24 protein-coding genes are annotated in these 17,699 nt (G+C 65.0%); 4 read left to right on the top strand and 20 right to left on the bottom strand.

All coding sequences use genetic code 11. From position 1 onward, the window contains the following. Positions 1-29 precede the first annotated feature (29 nt). Entirely contained in the window at positions 30-932 is a 903-nt protein-coding gene (gene rarD / locus ACZ1JV_RS24775; protein ID WP_465150949.1) for an EamA family transporter RarD, read from the top strand. A gap of 7 nt (positions 933-939) precedes the next feature. Here rarD and ACZ1JV_RS24780 read toward each other — a convergent pair whose 3' ends face one another. After that, positions 940-1,587 (bottom strand): HPP family protein, encoded by a 648-nt coding sequence (locus ACZ1JV_RS24780; RefSeq protein ID WP_465150950.1) that lies wholly within the window; start codon positions 1,585-1,587, stop codon positions 940-942. A gap of 218 nt (positions 1,588-1,805) precedes the next feature. Here ACZ1JV_RS24780 and ACZ1JV_RS24785 point away from each other — a divergent pair, with 218 nt between their 5' ends. After that, entirely contained in the window at positions 1,806-2,147 is a 342-nt protein-coding gene (locus ACZ1JV_RS24785; RefSeq protein WP_465150951.1) for a hypothetical protein, read from the top strand. Between the two features lie 122 nt (positions 2,148-2,269). Here ACZ1JV_RS24785 and ACZ1JV_RS24790 read toward each other — a convergent pair whose 3' ends face one another. Then, the gene (locus ACZ1JV_RS24790) at positions 2,270-2,848 is read right to left on the bottom strand and encodes a nitroreductase family protein (protein ID WP_465150952.1); all 579 of its coding nucleotides are present in this window, start codon (positions 2,846-2,848) and stop codon (positions 2,270-2,272) included. A 247-nt stretch (positions 2,849-3,095) separates the two neighbouring features. On the opposite strand from ACZ1JV_RS24790, the gene ygfZ reads away from it, so the two are divergent. Continuing rightward, positions 3,096-3,851 carry a CAF17-like 4Fe-4S cluster assembly/insertion protein YgfZ gene (gene ygfZ, locus ACZ1JV_RS24795; RefSeq protein WP_465150953.1) on the top strand — a complete coding sequence of 252 codons (756 nt, stop codon included), beginning with the start codon at positions 3,096-3,098 and terminating at the stop codon, positions 3,849-3,851. Between the two features lie 15 nt (positions 3,852-3,866). Here ygfZ and ACZ1JV_RS24800 read toward each other — a convergent pair whose 3' ends face one another. The 4 genes from ACZ1JV_RS24800 to rplU form a co-directional block, all read right to left on the bottom strand. After that, complete coding sequence (locus ACZ1JV_RS24800; RefSeq protein WP_465150954.1) at positions 3,867-4,430, bottom strand: GNAT family N-acetyltransferase; 564 nt, start codon at positions 4,428-4,430, stop codon at positions 3,867-3,869. A gap of 197 nt (positions 4,431-4,627) precedes the next feature. Further along, positions 4,628-5,230, bottom strand: a complete 603-nt coding sequence (locus ACZ1JV_RS24805; protein ID WP_465150955.1) for a GNAT family N-acetyltransferase — start codon at positions 5,228-5,230, stop codon at positions 4,628-4,630. A gap of 255 nt (positions 5,231-5,485) precedes the next feature. Next, positions 5,486-5,755, bottom strand: coding sequence for a 50S ribosomal protein L27 (gene rpmA / locus ACZ1JV_RS24810; protein ID WP_395330454.1), 270 nt, complete (start codon positions 5,753-5,755; stop codon positions 5,486-5,488). A gap of 23 nt (positions 5,756-5,778) precedes the next feature. Next, the gene (rplU, locus tag ACZ1JV_RS24815) at positions 5,779-6,075 is read right to left on the bottom strand and encodes a 50S ribosomal protein L21 (protein WP_465137165.1); all 297 of its coding nucleotides are present in this window, start codon (positions 6,073-6,075) and stop codon (positions 5,779-5,781) included. A 402-nt stretch (positions 6,076-6,477) separates the two neighbouring features. On the opposite strand from rplU, the gene ACZ1JV_RS24820 reads away from it, so the two are divergent. Then, a complete protein-coding gene (locus tag ACZ1JV_RS24820; RefSeq protein ID WP_465150956.1) occupies positions 6,478-6,993 on the top strand; it encodes a hypothetical protein in 516 nt (171 codons plus the stop codon). Between the two features lie 102 nt (positions 6,994-7,095). On the opposite strand, the gene ACZ1JV_RS24825 is transcribed toward ACZ1JV_RS24820, so the two are convergent. From ACZ1JV_RS24825 to ctaD, 14 genes are all read right to left on the bottom strand, one after another. After that, positions 7,096-7,527 (bottom strand): hypothetical protein, encoded by a 432-nt coding sequence (locus ACZ1JV_RS24825; RefSeq protein ID WP_465150957.1) that lies wholly within the window; start codon positions 7,525-7,527, stop codon positions 7,096-7,098. Between the two features lie 70 nt (positions 7,528-7,597). Next, positions 7,598-8,044 (bottom strand): molybdenum cofactor biosynthesis protein MoaE, encoded by a 447-nt coding sequence (locus ACZ1JV_RS24830; RefSeq protein WP_465150958.1) that lies wholly within the window; start codon positions 8,042-8,044, stop codon positions 7,598-7,600. 1 nt (position 8,045) lies between these two features. After that, the gene (locus tag ACZ1JV_RS24835) at positions 8,046-8,306 is read right to left on the bottom strand and encodes a MoaD/ThiS family protein (protein WP_465150959.1); all 261 of its coding nucleotides are present in this window, start codon (positions 8,304-8,306) and stop codon (positions 8,046-8,048) included. Positions 8,307-8,308: 2 nt separating this feature from the next. Next, positions 8,309-9,325 (bottom strand): GTP 3',8-cyclase MoaA, encoded by a 1,017-nt coding sequence (moaA, locus tag ACZ1JV_RS24840; protein WP_465150960.1) that lies wholly within the window; start codon positions 9,323-9,325, stop codon positions 8,309-8,311. Positions 9,326-9,332: 7 nt separating this feature from the next. Then, positions 9,333-9,659, bottom strand: coding sequence for a Rossmann fold domain-containing protein (locus tag ACZ1JV_RS24845; protein WP_465152648.1), 327 nt, complete (start codon positions 9,657-9,659; stop codon positions 9,333-9,335). Positions 9,660-9,661: 2 nt separating this feature from the next. Then, on the bottom strand, positions 9,662-10,033 hold the full coding sequence (locus tag ACZ1JV_RS24850) for a dihydroneopterin aldolase (protein WP_132390624.1): 372 nt from the start codon (positions 10,031-10,033) through the stop codon (positions 9,662-9,664). A 20-nt stretch (positions 10,034-10,053) separates the two neighbouring features. Beyond that, positions 10,054-10,941: a class I SAM-dependent methyltransferase gene (locus ACZ1JV_RS24855; RefSeq protein ID WP_465150961.1), complete on the bottom strand. Its 888-nt coding sequence runs from the start codon at positions 10,939-10,941 to the stop codon at positions 10,054-10,056. Further along, positions 10,941-12,341, bottom strand: coding sequence for a threonine synthase (thrC, locus tag ACZ1JV_RS24860; RefSeq protein ID WP_465150962.1), 1,401 nt, complete (start codon positions 12,339-12,341; stop codon positions 10,941-10,943). Before thrC ends, ACZ1JV_RS24855 begins: the two co-directional genes overlap by 1 nt. 249 nt (positions 12,342-12,590) lie before the next feature. Beyond that, a complete protein-coding gene (locus tag ACZ1JV_RS24865; protein WP_465150963.1) occupies positions 12,591-13,157 on the bottom strand; it encodes an SURF1 family cytochrome oxidase biogenesis protein in 567 nt (188 codons plus the stop codon). 100 nt (positions 13,158-13,257) lie between these two features. Beyond that, the gene (locus ACZ1JV_RS24870) at positions 13,258-14,079 is read right to left on the bottom strand and encodes a cytochrome c oxidase subunit 3 (RefSeq protein WP_465137155.1); all 822 of its coding nucleotides are present in this window, start codon (positions 14,077-14,079) and stop codon (positions 13,258-13,260) included. Between the two features lie 89 nt (positions 14,080-14,168). After that, positions 14,169-14,786, bottom strand: coding sequence for a cytochrome c oxidase assembly protein (locus ACZ1JV_RS24875; RefSeq protein WP_465150964.1), 618 nt, complete (start codon positions 14,784-14,786; stop codon positions 14,169-14,171). A gap of 2 nt (positions 14,787-14,788) precedes the next feature. Beyond that, positions 14,789-14,932 (bottom strand): hypothetical protein, encoded by a 144-nt coding sequence (locus ACZ1JV_RS24880; protein WP_465137153.1) that lies wholly within the window; start codon positions 14,930-14,932, stop codon positions 14,789-14,791. A gap of 11 nt (positions 14,933-14,943) precedes the next feature. Continuing rightward, positions 14,944-15,876, bottom strand: coding sequence for a heme o synthase (locus ACZ1JV_RS24885; RefSeq protein WP_465150965.1), 933 nt, complete (start codon positions 15,874-15,876; stop codon positions 14,944-14,946). Positions 15,877-15,993: 117 nt separating this feature from the next. Next, positions 15,994-17,679, bottom strand: coding sequence for a cytochrome c oxidase subunit I (gene ctaD, locus ACZ1JV_RS24890; protein ID WP_465137151.1), 1,686 nt, complete (start codon positions 17,677-17,679; stop codon positions 15,994-15,996). Between the last annotated feature and the right edge of the window lie 20 nt (positions 17,680-17,699).

Here is a 17,699-nt window from a genome sequence, read left to right on the forward strand (position 1 = left end):
TCGATTTTCCGCCTCGGGGCCCGATTATAATGCAGCCGACTCCCCCCCGCCGCTCCGGCGGCCTTGCGCAAGCGCTGGGTGCCTATTTCGTCTGGTGCCTGTTCCCGCTCTATTTTGCGCTGCTGCACGCAGTCGCAGCCTTCGAGGTCGTGGCCTGGCGGATCCTGTTCACGCTGCCGTTCTGCCTGGTGATGACCGCCGTACTTAAGCAGGGCAGCGAACTGCGTACTGCGCTGGCCAACCCGCGCATCGTCGCCGCACTGGCGCTGAGCGGTCTGCTGATCGGCATCAACTGGTCGATCTACGTCATCGCGGTGATGAGCGGGCACGTGCTGGCGGCCAGCCTCGGCTATTACATCAACCCGCTGGTCAATGTGCTGGCAGCCACCATCTTCCTGCGCGAGAAGCTGTCGCGCCTGCAATGGCTGGCGGTGGGGCTTGCGGCGATCGGCGTTGCCATGCTGGCGCGCGATGCGCTGGACACGCTGTGGATCAGCGCCGGCCTTGCGCTCAGCTTCGGCGGCTATGGCCTGACGCGCAAGCTGGCGCCGGTGACGGCGCTGCCCGGCCTGACGGTGGAGACGATGGTGCTGACGGTCCCGGCCATCGGCATGCTGATCTGGCAGGCGAACAGCGCCGCCGGCCTCTCGATGGGATCGTCGCTGCGGATCGATCTGCTACTGGCTTTCGCCGGGCCCATCACGGGAATCCCGCTGATGCTGTTCGCCAGCGCGGCGCGGAAGCTGGACTTCTCCCTGCTGGGCTTCATCCAGTTCGTGACTCCCACCGGCGTGTTCCTGATGGGGCTGATTGCCTTCAACGAGCCGCTAAGATCCTCGCAGCTCGTGTGCTTCCTGTTCATCTGGGTGGCGATCGCCGTGTTCTGCTGGGATCTGCTGAAGCGCCGCCGCACCGCGGCCCCAGCGGCTTGAGCACCGATCAGGCCGGCTTTTTCCCTCGCTTCAGCAGTTCCTGCACGAACGCATCCAGATCGTCTGCATCGACGTCCAGCGTCTCATCCCACTCTGCCAGCAGCGCCTCGATATCGGCGCGCGTATAAGGCTCGCCCGGCTGATGCGCGACGGGGGGCGCATGGTGCGGCCAGGCGTGGCCGGTGGCGTTGTTGTAGATCCAGCCGACCGCGCAGAGCGTCACCACGTTGACTGCGAAAGGCAGCAGATGCTCCCAGCCCCACGCCGGCGTTCCGGTTGCGCCCAGGGCACAGAGCAGCGCGCAGGCCCCGCCCGGCGGATGCAGGCTGCGGGTCGCGGTCATGGCCGCGATGGCCAGCCCCACGGCAAGGCTACCCGCCAGCCAGGGATCGCCGGCCAGCTTGCCCACCGCGATTCCGACCACGGCCGAAAGCAGGTTACCCCCCATCACCGGCCAGGGTTGGGCCAGCGGACTGGCCGGCACCGCGAAGACCAGCACCGCCGATGCGCCCAGCGGGGCAACAAGGAACGGCAGCGCCGGATCGTACCCGCTTTCCAGCAACCGCGTCAGCGCGCCGGCCATGGCGATCCCGAAAAGCGCGCCCAGTGCCGCACGCAAAGGGGCGAAGCGACGCTTGCCGCCGGCCTGGGTCATAATAATGCTGCTCAACGCCACCGCCGCGCCAACCTCCTTGCAAGAACCGGTGCGCCTATAGCCCATTGCGCCGGGCGATCCACGCGGGAGATCTTTGTGGCGGACAAGTCGCGCTGTCACGTGCGGCACGGCGTCACGCTCCTGCCGCAAATCGGCCACGATCAGATGGTTGTCTGCTCCCATCCGGTTCGACGCCGAACAGCAGGAGTGCGACCCTGATGCCGACCGCCGATGCGCCTGCCCCTCCGCCCGTCGCCGCCGAACAGACGCTCGACGCGTTCGATCTCGCCCAGCTGCGCACCTCCGAACGGAACGGCATCGTGGTCGTGTCCCGCCGCTGCCCCGAAGGCCGCCCGGGAGAGATCGTGGTCTGCGCGCCCGATCCCGAGGCGAATCGCCTGCGGGAGCTGCCGGATACCTACAAAGTGACCGAAGGCCTCGGCCGCGCCGAACGGCAGATCGCGCCGGGCGTTGTTGCCGATGTTCACATGGATTCGGTGACGATGCCGGGCGGCGTTGTCAGCAACCGGGTCATGACGGGCGTCAAGATCGGGTTCTGATCCGGGCACGAAAAAACCCGGTCCGCCGGGAGGAAAGCGGACCGGGTTCTTGAAGCGCCCCTTGCGAGGGAGGAGGACGGGGCGCCTTCAGCCTGATGGGGGGGAAATCAGGCGATCTTCATTCAGGCGAACTTGCCGGCCTTGGCGATCTCCGCCACCGGCTTGCGGTTGCTGGCCACTTCGCGCTCCTGCAGGAATTCGGGAAGCGAGGCCTTGTCGCCCATCTTGCCGATCGCAAAGGCGGCTTCCAGGCGGTGATCGGCCGGGATGCCCAGCGCAGCCTCGGCCTCACCGAACTTCAGGCCGGTCATGCCATGGGTGTGATAGCCCAGCGCCTGCGCCTGCAGGGCTGCCAGCGCCCATGCCGCGCCGGCATCGAAGCTGTGGCTGTGGTTGTTCGAATTGCCCTTGTCCGAACGCATCTGGCTGTCCGAAACCACAAAGACGAGCGCCGAGGCATCCTTGGCCCAGCCCTGGTTGAACTCGATCAGCTGCGAGAGGAACAGGTCCCAGTTGGCATCGCCCTTCTTCGCATAGAGGAAGGTCCAGGGCTGCACGTTATAGGCAGAAGGCGCCCAGCCGCCGGCTTCGAAGATCACGTCGAGGTCTTCCTGCGGGATCTCGCTGCCGTCGAAGGCGCGCGGCGACCAGCGATCGACGATCAGCTTTTCGACCTTGGGGTGGGCAATGCGTCCGGTCATCTCAGGTATCCTTGGAAGAGAAGTGGAATTCTTGAAAAGTGGGATAGCCCGCGAAGGGCTATCGGGAAATCGGGATAATTTCGACTGAACTGTTCCACTAAGTGGAAAAGCCGTCATCCTGCCCATGAACCGGCCGCCGCGCCGGGTCTTGATCGTCCGCGCCCTTTCGTCCCTGTTAGCGGAACTGGTGCTTTTTTGCCGAATCCAGTGTCTTGCACGCGGGCGCCGGTTCCCCCACTTAACGGCCATGACCGCCAGCCGCCTGTTCGACCGCGCCGTGATCCGGCTTTCTCCCCGCCCCGATTCGCAAGAAGATGTCGCCGATTTCCTGCAAGGACTGGTGACGTCTGACGTCAGGACGCAGTTGCCCTGCTGGGCCGCGCTGCTCACCCCGCAGGGCAAGGCGCTGTTCGATTTCATCGTCTGGCCGTCAGGCAAGGACCTTCTGATCGACTGCGAGGCCGAACACGCCGATGCGCTGGTGAAGCGCCTGTCGATGTATCGCTTGCGCCGCGCCATCGACATCGCGCGGGACGAGCGGCTCTCGGTCCACTGGCGCCCGCATGTGGGCGATGGCGCCGCGCCGGATCCGCGCCTTCATGCCCTTGGCGAACGCTGGGTTGGCCGTATCGACGAGATGGACCCGGCCGAGCACGAACCCGGCGCCGATGCCGCCTGGCGCGCGCATCGCCTGCGCATGGGCGTGCCCGAAGGCCGCGCCGAACTGGGTGAGGGCGAAACGCTCTGGCTGGAATGCAATGCGGTGGAACTGAACGGCGTCAGCTTCACCAAGGGCTGCTATGTCGGGCAGGAGAATACCGCGCGGATGAATTGGCGGCAGAAGGTCAATCGCCGCCTGATCGTGGTACCGCTCGCGCGATCGGACGAGAAGCGCCGCCGCGTGGCCTATCCCGACCTCGGTTTCGCGATCGACCACTTGCGCGTGGAGGATATCGATCCCGCACTCAGGCCCGCCTGGCTGAAGCCTGACGACGAGGCCTGATCCGAGGCATCGTGCCTATCCCAGGCAACTGACTGGCGCCTGATCGGGCGCGTGCCGTGAATCGCCGTCTCCGCCCAGCGCCGCGACATAGATACGCGCACGAATCGGTGCGCCGCGCGTCTGGCTGAAGCGTTCTCGATACTCTCCGCTATCGTTGAAGCCGGTCGATTCGAGCACGCTCCGCGTCGCCGGCGCTTCCTCGAAATAGCTCGCGAGCACGCGGCGATGGCCCAACGCGCGGGCCTGCTCCAACAGGGCACGCACCGCTTCCCGCGCATAGCCCCTGCCGCGATAGGCCGGGGCTATCCAGTAGCCCATCTCCACGTCGTCGCCGAACCGACCCAGGCCGATGCCGCCCACCAGCCGCGGTCTGTCGGGCGCACGCAAGTACATGAAGAAATGAGGCAGACGCGGATCGCGATCCAGCGTCAGGTAATCGCGCATGGCCTGCGCCGTGCGCGGCAGCGTGCTGACGCCGACACTGCGCTGCACCGCTTCGTCCGAAATGGCCTCCAGCAGTTCGTCGACATCCTCGGGCCAACCGGGCCTGAGGAAGAGCCTCTCCGTGCGGACGAACATGTCACGGTTCTCCGTTGTTTTTGTCCCGCAGCCTCACCATGCATGATGCGGGCCCGCGTTGCACGGACTTTGCGATGCGCCGTCCTTCCGCCGCCGCCAAATCCGGGCATTCCACCATTCACGCACGGTCATGCTGGGTGCGGATTAAATTCCGCTGCGGGACAGGCTCCGTAGAGTCCCGTCCCGCCATCGGCGAATCACGCAGCCCGGCGGCGGGGCGTCAGCCGCGCAGGGGACATTCGGGCGGAAGACGCGCCGCGATTGCCCGAATCGTCGTCGCAATCGCTGGGGGCGTCGAACTCCAGCGCATATTCACGCGACGGATAGGACATGCCGCGGCCCTGGCTGAACCGCTCGACGATTCGGCCGGTGCGCGCGAAGCCCGCCTTTTCAAGCACCCGGCCGGACGCCGGGTTGTCGACGAAGTGGCTGGCGACGATCCGCTTGTGACCGATCGAGCGCGCCAGAGACAGCACGGCGCGGGCCGCCTCGCTGGCGAAACCCTGCCCCCAGTGCTCGCGCGCAATCCAATAGCCGAGATTGGCCTCGCCATGCATTTCGGACAAGTCGATGCAGCCCAGCAACCGGGCGCCGCCGGCACCGGGGTGAGTGATCAGGAAGCGCGGCAGGAAATGATCCTGCGGCATGTCGAGGAAGCGCCGGGCATCGTCGGCCGTATAGGGCCAGGGTGCGCGTGCAAGGTTGCGAACGACGGATTCGTCGGCAACCAGCGCCAGAAGCTCGTCCCGATCCTCGGGCCAGCCTGGCCGCAGGAACAGGCGTTCGCTGCGAATGAACATAGTGTATCTCCACTCATCAGCCCCGCTGCCTTCATAGGAAGGACGCGTGACATTGCGATTACGCGCGCGGTCAATTGGCGGAAATCAGGCACATTTTACGGAAAAATGCGCGAGATTCACGTCCGCCGGATCGCGAGCCGTGAGTGAGGGAGACACGAAAAGAGGGAGACGGGCTGGCCCCTCTCCCTCGTTCAGCCGACCCGTGAGGATCGGCGGGACCATCCCGCAGGGATGGCCCTTTTATCGACCATCCGATTATTCGGCGGCTGCTGCCATTACGTCTACGGAGACGTATTTACGGCCCTGCTTGCCATCGTGGAAGCGCACGCGACCTTCGGCGGTGGCGAACAGGGTGTGATCCTTGCCCATGCCTACGTTCACGCCCGGATACACGCGGGTGCCGCGCTGACGGATGATAATGTTGCCGCCGATCACTTCCTGACCGCCGAACTTCTTCACGCCAAGACGGCGGCCTGCAGAGTCGCGACCGTTACGCGACGAACCGCCAGCTTTCTTATGTGCCATTGTTCAGTCCTTCCGATCTTGGCTCAGGCGACCGACACGATGCGCAGCAGAGTCATCTGCTGGCGGTGGCCGTTCTTGCGACGATAGTTGTGGCGGCGGCGCTTCTTGAACACCACGACCTTTTCGCTCTTGGCCTGCGCGATGATTTCGGCCGAAACCGAGATCTTTGCGGCGTCGACGACTTCGCCGTCCTTGCCAGCGAGCAGAACGTCGCCCAGGGTGATGGTCTCACCGGCTTCACCAGCCAGCTTTTCAACCGCGATCTTGTCTCCGGCGGCAACCCGGTACTGCTTGCCGCCCGTGCGCACAACTGCGAACATGGTGCCCTTACCTAATCTCTATGTGTGCCCGTGATGGGCCGAAACAAACTTGCCCCGGCCGCTCAGGTCCGACGAGGAACCGTGGAGCCTTGCGGGCGACGCGCCGATCCCCCGTCACGAACGAGGTACCGGAAAGAGTGGGTGCCGTTAGTGCAACGGCTGATTCGTGTCAACCAAGGACTTTGCCAAAGCGTGGGCAGGAACTTGGCCCTAAGCCGCAGAAATGCGACTCTTGCATGACCGGATACCGGATGCGCCACCGCCTATAGGCAAGAGTCAGGCAACTGGCGAGTGCGCGTGTATCGCGCCCGTCGCCTTCGGCCCTACTTATGCGCCTGTTTCGTGCGCCTGCCTCATGCGATTGCCGCTCGCGATTATCGGCGCGCGTGCTATGGCACGGGGATGATCCGCGCAAAAGCCCGCCTGCTGCCGCTTTTCCTCGCTGCAGGTCTCGCCGCCTGTTCCTCGGCCAGCCAATATCCCTCGCTGGCCTACCGTCCGGTAGAGCGGGCCACTCCGGTCGCGCCCGATCCTGCCGACGCGGTTGCCCCGCTGCCACCGCCAAGCGCGGACCTCGTCAGCCGCATCGACGGTATTCTCACCACGGCCGGACAAGCGGACAGCGCATTCGGCACGAAGCGCCCGGCTGCCGAGCGTGCGGTTGCCGCGGCCGGATCGAAAGGCAGCGATTCGTGGCTGAACGCGCAAGTGGCCGTCTCCACGCTGCAGGCAAGCCGCGATCCCGCGATCGCCGCGCTGGCGGAACTGGACACGATGTTCGCGGCCGCGCGCGACGCCTCGCCCGACCGGGAATCGCCCACAGCGCAAAGCATCGATGCGGCACGCGGAAAAGTGCAGGCGCAAGTGGACGCGCAAGACGCCGTCGTTTCCGGACTGGACGCCCGGCTGGGTAACTGAACCGCCCCGCATCAACGAAAACCCCTCCCCCGTTGCAGAGGGAGGGGTATCCAAGCGATACCGATTTTCGGCCCGAGAAGCCCCCCGGCGGGGGCCGGAAAATCAGGTCAAGGCGACGATCAGGGCAACGCCCAGTCCCCATCCCAGGATCAGCACAGGAAGGAGGAGGACCTGAACGGTCGCCTCCCCGGCCGTCAGCCATCCGCTTGGAGTTTCTATTCCTTCTGCGCGAAACCGCGCCCAGCTGGGCGGCGCGCTGTCGTTTGCCGGCTTCATCCACGTCCACCAGCCGGCAAGACCGAAGGCAAAGATCACGAAGCTGGCGAAGATCACCATGGGAATGGCCAGTTCCGGATTGAGGAACAGCCCGGCCATGACGCCGATAAAGGCGAGGTAAAGCGCTACCGTGGCCGCATAGAGCCCCGTCGGCAGCCCGAAACTTCGGTCCATCGCGCGGGCCAGAGGCTGTTCCGGCAATGCCGGCGTTTCGACGATCAGTTCACGGACTTGCTGCTGGCTGAGACGCTGTGACATGGCGATGGCCTCCTGCGCCTGCCATGCAGAAGAGAAGCCTTCGATTCATTGACGCGGATCAAACCGATCGTCAGCCCCAGCGGGCGATATCCTCGAAATCCTGCTCGCGCGGTTCGATCCAGTGCCATGCGCCGGCACGCTTCTCCCGCTTCCAGAACCACGATTCGCTCTTGAGGTGGTCCATCGCGAAGTCGGCGGCGGCGAAGGCGTCCCGCCGGTGGCGGGCGGCGGCGGCAACCAGCACGATCGGCTCGCCCGGCGCCATCTGCCCGCTGCGGTGGACGATCAGCAGTCCATCCAGATCCCAGCGCCCGCGCACGCGCACGGCCAGATCGCGCATCGCCGGCAGCGTGAGGGGATCGTAATGCCGCAGTTCCAGCGCCTCCACGCCCTCTCCCGCACGCACTTGCCCCAGGAAGCTGACGACGCCGCCGGCATGCGGAAGTGCAGCGGTGAAGCCGGTCAGCATGGCCGCAGGGTCGAAAGTCCCGGTCAACAGATGAACATTGCTGTCCATCTCAGCCTCCCGAAACCGGCGGCAGAAAAGCCAGCTCGTCGCCATCGGCAAGCACCAGCATGTGCTTGTCCGCAACGAGCGCGCCGTTGATCGCCGCCCGCACCTTTTCGCCGGCGACCGCATCGGCCAGTTCCGGCGGAAAATGATCGCCCAGCCAGCCGATCACGTCATACCAGTCGAGCGGCGCATCGGCGGCAACATCGTGACCCGCGCGCCCTGCCAGATCCTCCAGACGGCCGAGGAACACCACCTTGGCCCGCACCCTCAGCCCCCCGTCATCGACATATGGCGATCCAGCGCAGGCGCTGCGCCGCGCGCATCGATGGCGAAATGGTGCCGTTCGGGCTTGATCCGCATCGCCATATCGAGCGCAGCGTCCAGCGCGGCCTCAGGCTCATCGCCGCGCAGCGCCGCGCGCAAGTCCACGCGCTCGTTCCCGCCAAGGCAGGCGTAGAGCTGCCCGGTGGCGGTGACGCGGATGCGGTTGCAGCTTTCGCAGAAATTCTCGGTCAGCGGGGTGATGAGGCCGATCCGGCCGCCCGTTTCCGCCACATCGAAATAGCGCGCCGGGCCGCCAGTGCGGTGATCGCTGGGGGTCAGTGTCCAGCGCCGTTCAATATCTGCCCGCACTTTGGTGAGCGGCAGGTAATGGTCGATGCGGTCTTCCTCCACATCGCCCAGCGGCATCACCTCGATCAGCGTGGAATCGAAGCCCTGTCCATGCGCCCAGGCGACGATGTCGGGAATCTCGCCCTCGTTCAGCCCCTTCAGCGCCACGGTATTGAGCTTCACCGCCAACCCCGCCGCCTTCGCCGCCGCCAGCCCGTCCAGCACTTGCGGCAGCGAATCGCGGCGCGAAATGCGTTCGAACGTCGCACGGTCCAGCGTGTCCAGCGAGACGTTGATCCGCCGCACGCCGGCCGTTGCCAGATCGTCCGCGAATTCCGCAAGGCGCGTGGCATTGGTGGTGAGCGTCAGTTCCTCCAACCCGTCTCCCAGCTTGCGGCCAAGGGCGCGGACAAGCTCGATCACGTCACGCCGCACCAGCGGTTCGCCGCCGGTCAGGCGCAGCTTGGTTACGCCGCGGCCGATGAAGCCGAGCGCCAGCTTGTGCAGTTCGTCGAGCGAAAGAACGTCCTTCCTGGGCAGGAAGGTCATGCGTTCGGGCATGCAGTAGGAACAGCGCAGATCGCACCGATCGGTCACCGAAAGCCGCAGGTAGGTGATGCGGCGCCGGAACTGATCGACCAGAGGCGTTAGTGCGGGCGTTGGTGCGCTCATGCCTCTGCTATAGCATTGCTCCGGCGCCCGTTCCATCGATGCGCAGCAATTGTCCCGTCACGCCTTCCGCCGACGACAAGTAGATCGCCGCAGCGTCGACGGCGGATGGGTCGTCGCCTTCCAGCGCGTTGATTCGCGCCGGCGCATGATCGCGGGCCAGCCCTTGCACGGCAGCAAGGCGCCAGGCCCGGTGGGTATGATCGGCAGCGGCGAAAACCAGCGTCAGCGTGTGCCCATGCGAAAGCGTTTCGCGGGCGCGGGGCAGGATTTCGGCATGGAACTGCACGGCTGCATCCAGCGGATTGTCCGCCAGCGGCCCCACGCGCAGGATCACGCTCAACGGCGCTGCCGGGTAAGCGTGATGCCGATCTTCTCGCCCGCTTCGGCAATCGCCAGCTTGACGATCTTCACCGTCACCGCCTCGATCCGCGCGTCCTGCAGGAACAGCGTTTCGCAGACGTGATCGGCCACCGCCTCGATCAGCTTGAAATGGACACCCTGCGGCAGCGCATCGCTGGCCGCGAACTTGAGGTCCATGTAGTTCTTGCTCTCGGTCAGCGGCGTATCGGGCGTGTAGCGGTCGATCGGCTTCATCGAGACCTGGATGGTGAAGCGCAGCGGCTGCGGCTTACCGGTCTCTTCCGAGTAGATCCCGGTGAGGACGTCGTGTTCGAAATCGGCGACTTCGAGGATGAGCGAATCGGTGATGGGGGTCATGGCGGCGGGCTTTAGCCGTTATTGCGCCAGCGTGCGAAGATTGCTGTCGGCAGCAGGCGGCCATCATTGTCCTCGCGCACGGACAGGTCGCCATGTTCGATGGTTCCGGGCAGATCGCGGAACAGTTCTTCCATCAGTCCGGCCAGCGCCAGCGAGGACATGCGCACGGCGTAGACGGTGAGGAACAGGAACTTGCTGTCGCCATCTAGAAGTTGGCGGCAATCGGCGAGCAGGCCGGGCAGGTTTTCTTCCAGACGCCAGGTTTCGCCAGTCGGCCCGCGACCGAACTTGGGCGGATCGAGTATGATGCCATCGTAGCGCTTGCCCCGGCGTACTTCGCGCGCCGTGAACTTCGCGGCATCGTCGATCAGCCAGCGGACCGGGCGATCCTCCAGCTCCGCCAGCGCCGCGTTCTCACGCGCTTGGCCGACCGACTTCTTGGAAGCATCGACATGGGTGACCGGGCCATGCGCGGACAGCGCGAGCGTACCGACGCCGGTATAGCCGAACAGGTTCAGCGTATTGGCATCGTCGCGGCCGGCGAGCATTTCGCGCATCCAGTCCCACACCGGTGCCATGTCCGGGAAGAAGCCGAGATGGCGGAACGGCGTGCACTGCGCGGTGAAACTGACTTCGTTCCACGCCAGCGGCCAGCCATCGCGCGGCACCGGCTTGTCGAACTGCCACCTGCCGCCGCCGTCCTCGTCCGAGCCGGGCACGAATTCGCCGTGCGCGCCCCAGTTTTCAAGGCGCGGCGTCCACATTGCCTGCGGTTCGGGGCGCACGAAGCGGTAGTCGCCGTAGCGTTCCAGCTTGCGACCGTGGCCCGAATCGACAAGGCCGTAATCGTCCCAGCCCTCTCCGGCGAGGATGACGGGTTGGGTTTCCAGGCGTGCCATCAGATTTTCGGGCTCGCGTGCTGGGCCACGAAGGTGGCGATCGAGTCGTAGTCGCCGGTCAGGTCGACGCACTTCTCTTCACGCTCGAACAAGTCGCCGACGCGCGCGGGCAGGCCCGAGCGCTGGCCGGTGGCGCGTTCGACGGCGTCGGGGAACTTGGCGGGGTGTGCGGTGGCGAGCGTGACGACGGGGATGCTGGCGTCGATGCCGGCAGTGCGCGCGGCGAAGAGGCCGCAGGCGGTGTGCGGATCGATCAGTTCGCCGCAGTTCTCCCAGGCCCAGCGGATGGCCTGCGCCATTTCGTCGGCATCGGTGCGGGCGGAAGAGAACAGTGCCGCGGCGCCTTCACGCTGCGCGTTCGTCAGTTGCATGGCCTTGGTCGCTTCGAACCCGGCCATCTGCTCGGCCAGTGCCTTGCCGTCGCGACCGTTCAGGTCGAACAGCAGGCGTTCGAAGTTCGACGAGACCTGAATGTCCATCGAGGGCGCGGCGGTCGGCGTAACGGTGCCCTGCGAATAGTCGCCCTCTGCCAGCGCGCGGTGGAGGATGTCGTTGACGTTGGTGGCGACGATCAGTTTCTCGATCGGAAGGCCCATCTGCGCGGCGACATAGCCGGCGAAGACATCGCCGAAGTTGCCGGTCGGCACCGAGAAGGCGACCTTGCGATGCGGCGCGCCCAGCTGAAGTCCGGCAGCGAAGTAATAGACCACCTGGGCCATCAGGCGCGCCCAGTTGATCGAGTTCACCGCGCCGATGGCGAAGCGGTCGGTCATCGCCTTGTCGTTGAACATGCGCTTCACGGTGGCCTGCGCGTCGTCGAACGAGCCTTCGATGGCGATGTTGTGGACGTTGGGCGCCAGCACCGTGGTCATCTGGCGGCGCTGCACGTCGGACACGCGGCCCTTGGGGTGCAGCATGAAGATATCGACCTTGGCACGGCCGGCGACCGCGTCGATCGCGGCCGAGCCGGTGTCGCCCGAAGTCGCGCCGACGATGGTCAGGTTACGCTCCGAACGGCCGAGGAATTCCTCGAACAGCAGGCCCAGCAGTTGCAGCGCCACATCCTTGAACGCCAGCGTCGGGCCGTGGAACAGTTCCAGCACCCACTGCTGCTCGTCCAGCTGCTTCAGCGGCGTCACCGCCTTGTGCGCGAAGCGGCCGTAAGCCTGAGTCGTCAGTTCCAGCAGGCGGTCATAGGTCAGACTGCCTTCGACGAAGGGGAACATGATCTTCGCGGCCAGCTCGGCATAGGGCAGCCCTGCCATCGCGGCGATCTCTTCGGCCGAGAAGCGCGGCCACTCACGCGGCACGTAAAGGCCGCCGTCGGATGCGAGACCGGCGAGCGTGGCGCCTTCGAAGTCGAGCGCCGGTGCGCTGCCGCGGGTGCTGATATAGTCCATGGGGGCGCGGTTAGCCGTAGGGGCGCGAAATGAAAAGCCTGTCGTTAGGCTGACGCGCGAACAATTCCTAAAGGGGCGTGTAGTTCTGCGACGATACCCGCATCTCTTCGTCGCCCCCGCGAAGGCGGGGGCCCCGCTTCCTTCTCACCCGGACGCCGAAAGAAAAGCGGGATCCCCGCCTACGCGGGGATGACGGGATCAGGCATTTGAAGAGGGGCTTGTCTGCGCTTTGTCTCAACGACCGCGTGTTTACTTCCGCCCCCGCTTCATCAGCGCCAGCGCATAGATCACCAGCGCCGTTACCGCGAAGACGAACCACTGGACCGCATAGGCAAAGTGGTTGTTGGGAATTTCGGACGGATCGGGAATGGCATTGGCCTCCAGTCCCGCCACGGCCGGCACGGCAACCAGACGCGGCCCCGGCGCGATCACACCGTGCAGCGTGCCGCCGGTCCAGCCGCCCTCCGCCATCGGCAGGCGCGACCAGCCGAGCACGACCAGCGCCTTCGATCCATCCGCCTGCACACACTGCACCGTCTGCGCCATCCCCGATTCGCCCTGCGCATTGCGACCGGCCATGCTGGAGCGGTTGGTGACGCTTACGCAGTCGATCCGCGCATGGCGGTAAAGCAGATCCTTCTCCGCCGCCTCCCCCTTGGGCCAGACGACTTCCGCGCGCATCGTCTGGGCGGCGGCATAGTGGGCCAGCAGCGATTCCTTCTCGTCCAGCCGACGTAGCTGCCAGAAGCCGAGCCAGACCATCACTCCGACGGCGGCAAGGACGAGAATGGTCGGAACGATCGGGATACGGGGCAAGCGGTCACCCATAGGAAAGCGGAAGGCCAGAAACCAAAAGGGGCAGCCGATACCTGTCCGACTGCCCCTCGGGGATAATGCGAATGCCGTCCTGCGGCGATCAGTGCGTCGGGTGGCCCCAGCCGCCCCAGATGTAGATCGCGACGAACAGGAACAGCCACACCACGTCGACGAAGTGCCAATACCAGGCCGCCGCTTCGAAGCCGAAGTGCTGGCGCGGCGTGAAGTCGCCCTTGTAGGCGCGCACCAGGCAGACGATCAGCATGATGGTGCCGACGATCACGTGGAAGCCGTGGAACCCGGTCGCCATGTAGAACGCCGAACCATAGGTGTTCTGGCCGAAGGGGAACGGGGCGTGGATGTACTCGTAAGCCTGGATCGAGGTGAACAGCAGGCCCAGTAGCACCGTCGCCCAAAGCCCCTTCTTCAGCCCGTCGCGATCGCCGTGGATCAGCGAGTGGTGCGCCCAGGTGACCGTGGTGCCCGAGCAGAGCAGGATCAGCGTGTTCAGCAGCGGCAGATCGAACGGATCCATCACCGCCTCGATCGCCTTGGGCGGCCACTGGCCACCAACCACCTCGGCAATGGTCGACGGGAACAGCGAGAAGTCGAAGAAGGCCCAGAACCAACCGACGAAGAACATCACTTCCGAAGCGATGAACAGGATCATGCCGTAGCGCTGGTGCAGCTGCACGATCGGCGTGTGATCGCCCGCGTGCGCTTCCTTGATGATCTTGGAAAACCACATGAACATCGAGGCGAGCAGGATGGAGAGGCCCAGCCACGGCACGAAAGCGCCGCCGGGCATCTTGTGCATGAACAGGACCATGCCGGTCGTGAAAGTGAACGCACCGATAGTGGTCGCCAGCGGCGCGATGTCCGGCGGAAGAATATGGTAATCGTGGTTCTTGGTACCGGCCATGGCGCCTTCGTCCCCGTTGCTCGAATCTGCCTGTTCGAATCTTTGCGGGGGCTGTTCGTTCCCCCGTGATTTATTTCTTGTGTAAGGCCTTAACCGCCTGTCTGCTTGCGGTCCAGTGCCTTCGCGTCCGCACCCGCATCGGCGATGCCGGTCACGTGAAAGGTGTAGCTGAGGGTGATCTGCTGCACGTCCTTGTTGTCGGGATCGTTCAGGATGCCCGGATCGACGTAATAGATCACCGGCATCTTCACCGCCTCACCCGGCTGAAGGGTCTGTTCGGTGAAGCAGAAGCACTGGATCTTGTTGAAATAGCGGGCCGCCTGTTCCGGCTCCACATTGAAGCTGGCGGTGCCGGTGATCACCTTGTCCGAATCGTTTTTGGCCCAGAAAAGCGCCATGTCGCGCTCTCCGATGGTCACCGTGTCGGTGCGCTGCAGCGGCTTGAATTGCCACGGCATCCCGCGTTCGACATTGGCGTCGAAGCGGATCGACATCGTCTTGTCTGTCACCTGCACGGCGGCGGCCTGCGCCTCGTCCACGCGGCGGGTGGTGCCGTCATACCCGGTCACCTGACAAAAGATCCGGTAGAGCGGGACGGAGGCGAAACCCAGCCCCAGCATCCCCACAGCCATCGACAGGGCGATGAACGCGACGCGCTTGTTGCTGCGCGTTTCCGTGGCCGTCCCGCCGGCCGTCCCCTGGGCCATGATCAGCTCATCTTCGCTATGGAGATGAAGAACACCAGAATCACGAAAGCCGCCAGACCGAGCCCCAGCACCCTGTTTCGGCTGCGGCGGATGTCCTGCGGGTTACGCGGGTCAGGCTGGCCGGGTTCGATGTGCGATTCGGTCATGGGGCCTCTTTTCACAGGACGATGAAGCGATCGACCACCAGCGCCCCGAACAGGGCGAAGAGATAGACGATCGAGAAGGCGAACAGCTGCTTCTCCGGCTTCATCGTATCTTCCGGGCCGCTGCGTTCGCGCAGGCCCACGCGGATCGAGAGCAGGAGGAACAGGCTGGAAAGTACCAGCGCCGAAATGCCGTAGATCGCGTGCGTGCCGCCGATCCACCAGGGCAGCGCCGCCAGAGGCAGCAGCAGCACGGCGTAAACCAGGATCTGGCGGCGCGTGGACTTTTCGCCCGCGACCACCGGCATCATCGGGATGCCGACTTTGGCGTAATCGCTCTTCACGAACAGCGCGAGCGCCCAGAAATGCGGCGGCGTCCAGAAGAAGATGATGGCGAACAGCAGCACCGGCATCAGCGAGACGTGCCCGGTGGCCGCCACCCAGCCGATCAGCGGCGGAAACGCGCCGGCGCCGCCGCCGATCACGATGTTCTGCGGCGTGCGCGGCTTCAGCCAGATCGTGTAGACGACGGCGTAGTAGAAGATGGAGATCGCCAGGATCGCCGCGGGCAGCCAGCCCACCGCGAAGCCCATCAGGAAGACGGAGGCGGCGCAGAGCACGCCGGCGAAGTCACGCGCGGTGGTGCGATCGATGCGGCCCTGCGGCAGCGGGCGATTGGCGGTGCGCTTCATCCCGGCGTCGAGATCGGCTTCCCACCACTGGTTGAGCGCGGCGGCACCGCCGGCACCCATGGCGATGCAGAGGATCGCCGTGAAGGCGAGAATCGGGTGAATGCGCTCCGGCGCGGCGAGAAGCCCGCAGATTCCCGTGAAGATCACAAGGGTCATCACCCGCGGTTTGGTCAGCGCGAAAAGGTCGCGCCAATCGGCGGGCAAAGGAGCTGCGGCCGGTGCGGCGGCCGTGGAAGAGGGACTCGTGGTGGTCATGGTCTTGGGCCCATACACCCGCAAGCGCCGCAAAAGCGAGGGCCTGCGTGGAGCAACGCGGGACGCCGATACCGAAACGCCGCCCGGAACCGGGTCCGGGCGGCGTTCGATAGCGGCTTAGTGGTGCGCCGTTTCGCCGATGACGGGAAGCGTCTCGAACTGGTGGTACGGCGGCGGGCTGCTCAGCGTCCACTCCAGCGTGGTGGCGCCTTCGCCCCAATAGTTGTCTTCGGCCTTCTTGCCGGCGGCGAAGGCGTAGACGATGTTGATCAGCCAGACCACGATGCTGACGGCCATGATCATGTAGCCGATCGTCGCGAAGTGGTTCCAGTAGTGATAGGCCTCTGCATAGTCCGGATAACGGCGCGGCATGCCCTGCAGGCCCAGGAAGTGCATCGGGAAGAAGATCATGTTCACGCCCACGAAGAAGATCCAGAAATGGACGTGGGCCAGGAACTCCGAATGCATCCGCCCGCTCATCTTCGGGAACCAGTAGTAGAAGCCGGCAAAGAGCGCGGTCACCGCGCCCAGCGAGAGCACGTAGTGGAAGTGGGCGACCACGTAATACGTGTCATGCAGTACGTCGTCGACGCCGCCGTTCGCCAGAACGACACCAGTGACGCCGCCGACGGTGAAGAGGAAGATGAAGCCGATCGCCCAGACCATCGGGCTCTTGAACTCGACCGAACCGCCCCACATCGTGGCAATCCACGAGAAGATCTTGATGCCGGTGGGCACCGCGATGACCATGGTGGCGGCGGTGAAGTACATCTTCGTGTTCACCGACATGCCGGTGGCGTACATGTGGTGCGCCCAGACGATGAAGCCGACCACGCCGATCGCGACCATGGCGTAGGCCATGCCGAGGTAGCCGAACACCGGCTTCTTCGAGAAGGTGGAAACGATTTGCGAGATGATGCCGAAGCCCGGCAGGATCATGATGTAGACTTCGGGGTGGCCGAAGAACCAGAACAGGTGCTGGTAGAGCACCGGATCGCCGCCACCGGCGGGATCGAAGAAAGTCGTGCCGAAGTTGCGATCGGTCAGCAGCATGGTGATCGCGGCGGCAAGCACCGGCAGCGCCAGCAGCAGCAGGAAGGCGGTGACCAGCACCGACCACACGAACAGCGGCATCTTGTGCATGGTCATGCCCGGGGCACGCATGTTGAAGATGGTGGTGATGAAGTTGATCGCGCCCATGATCGAGCCGGCACCGGCAAGGTGCAGCGCGAAGATGCCGAAGTCGACCGCCGGGCCGACCGAGCCCGAAGTGGAAAGCGGCGCATAGACCGTCCAGCCGGTGCCGGCGCCCATGCCCGTGCCGCCCGGCACGAAGGCAGAGCACATCAGCGAGCAGAAGCCCGCCACCGTCAGCCAGAACGAGATGTTGTTCATGCGCGGGAAGGCCATGTCCGGCGCGCCGATCATCAGCGGCACGAACCAGTTGCCGAAGCCGCCGATGATGGCGGGCATGACCATGAAGAACACCATGATCAGGCCGTGGGCGGTGATCAGCACGTTCCACATGTGCAGCGTGGCGTTGAAATCGTCGGGATTGTCACCCACCAGCTTCGCGAAGAAGCCCAGATACTGAATGCCGGGTTCGGCCAGTTCGGCGCGCATGACGCCGGAAACGGCGCCGCCGATGATCCCCGCGATGATCGCGAAGATCAGGTACATCGTGCCGATGTCCTTGTGGTTGGTGGACATGAACCAGCGGGCGAAGAAGGCCGGCTTGTGATCGTGATCCGAGTGGCCGTGCCCTTCGGCGTGGCCCTGGAAGTGGTCTGCGGTGGTAGCCATGGTCGGGACCCTGTCCTTCA

The sequence above is a fragment of the Novosphingobium sp. BL-S-19 genome, from assembly GCF_055521675.1.

What these genes read in the sequence shown, in the direction of transcription:
- ctaD (WP_465137151.1), bottom strand. Translation starts at nt 17,679, where the DNA reads ATGGCTACCACCGCAGACCACTTCCAGGGCCACGCCGAAGGGCACGGC.
- ACZ1JV_RS24885 (WP_465150965.1), bottom strand. Translation starts at nt 15,876, where the DNA reads ATGACCACCACGAGTCCCTCTTCCACGGCCGCCGCACCGGCCGCAGCT.
- ACZ1JV_RS24875 (WP_465150964.1), bottom strand. Translation starts at nt 14,786, where the DNA reads ATGGCCCAGGGGACGGCCGGCGGGACGGCCACGGAAACGCGCAGCAAC.
- ACZ1JV_RS24855 (WP_465150961.1), bottom strand. Translation starts at nt 10,941, where the DNA reads ATGGCACGCCTGGAAACCCAACCCGTCATCCTCGCCGGAGAGGGCTGG.
- moaA (WP_465150960.1), bottom strand. Translation starts at nt 9,325, where the DNA reads ATGAGCGCACCAACGCCCGCACTAACGCCTCTGGTCGATCAGTTCCGG.
- ygfZ (WP_465150953.1), top strand. Translation starts at nt 3,096, where the DNA reads ATGACCGCCAGCCGCCTGTTCGACCGCGCCGTGATCCGGCTTTCTCCC.
- ACZ1JV_RS24790 (WP_465150952.1), bottom strand. Translation starts at nt 2,848, where the DNA reads ATGACCGGACGCATTGCCCACCCCAAGGTCGAAAAGCTGATCGTCGAT.
- ACZ1JV_RS24780 (WP_465150950.1), bottom strand. Translation starts at nt 1,587, where the DNA reads ATGACCCAGGCCGGCGGCAAGCGTCGCTTCGCCCCTTTGCGTGCGGCA.
- ACZ1JV_RS24870 (WP_465137155.1), bottom strand. Translation starts at nt 14,079, where the DNA reads ATGGCCGGTACCAAGAACCACGATTACCATATTCTTCCGCCGGACATC.
- ACZ1JV_RS24800 (WP_465150954.1), bottom strand. Translation starts at nt 4,430, where the DNA reads ATGTTCGTCCGCACGGAGAGGCTCTTCCTCAGGCCCGGTTGGCCCGAG.
- ACZ1JV_RS24825 (WP_465150957.1), bottom strand. Translation starts at nt 7,527, where the DNA reads ATGTCACAGCGTCTCAGCCAGCAGCAAGTCCGTGAACTGATCGTCGAA.
- ACZ1JV_RS24830 (WP_465150958.1), bottom strand. Translation starts at nt 8,044, where the DNA reads ATGGACAGCAATGTTCATCTGTTGACCGGGACTTTCGACCCTGCGGCC.
- ACZ1JV_RS24880 (WP_465137153.1), bottom strand. Translation starts at nt 14,932, where the DNA reads ATGACCGAATCGCACATCGAACCCGGCCAGCCTGACCCGCGTAACCCG.
- thrC (WP_465150962.1), bottom strand. Translation starts at nt 12,341, where the DNA reads ATGGACTATATCAGCACCCGCGGCAGCGCACCGGCGCTCGACTTCGAA.
- ACZ1JV_RS24820 (WP_465150956.1), top strand. Translation starts at nt 6,478, where the DNA reads ATGATCCGCGCAAAAGCCCGCCTGCTGCCGCTTTTCCTCGCTGCAGGT.
- ACZ1JV_RS24785 (WP_465150951.1), top strand. Translation starts at nt 1,806, where the DNA reads ATGCCGACCGCCGATGCGCCTGCCCCTCCGCCCGTCGCCGCCGAACAG.
- ACZ1JV_RS24805 (WP_465150955.1), bottom strand. Translation starts at nt 5,230, where the DNA reads ATGTTCATTCGCAGCGAACGCCTGTTCCTGCGGCCAGGCTGGCCCGAG.
- rpmA (WP_395330454.1), bottom strand. Translation starts at nt 5,755, where the DNA reads ATGGCACATAAGAAAGCTGGCGGTTCGTCGCGTAACGGTCGCGACTCT.
- rplU (WP_465137165.1), bottom strand. Translation starts at nt 6,075, where the DNA reads ATGTTCGCAGTTGTGCGCACGGGCGGCAAGCAGTACCGGGTTGCCGCC.
- rarD (WP_465150949.1), top strand. Translation starts at nt 30, where the DNA reads ATGCAGCCGACTCCCCCCCGCCGCTCCGGCGGCCTTGCGCAAGCGCTG.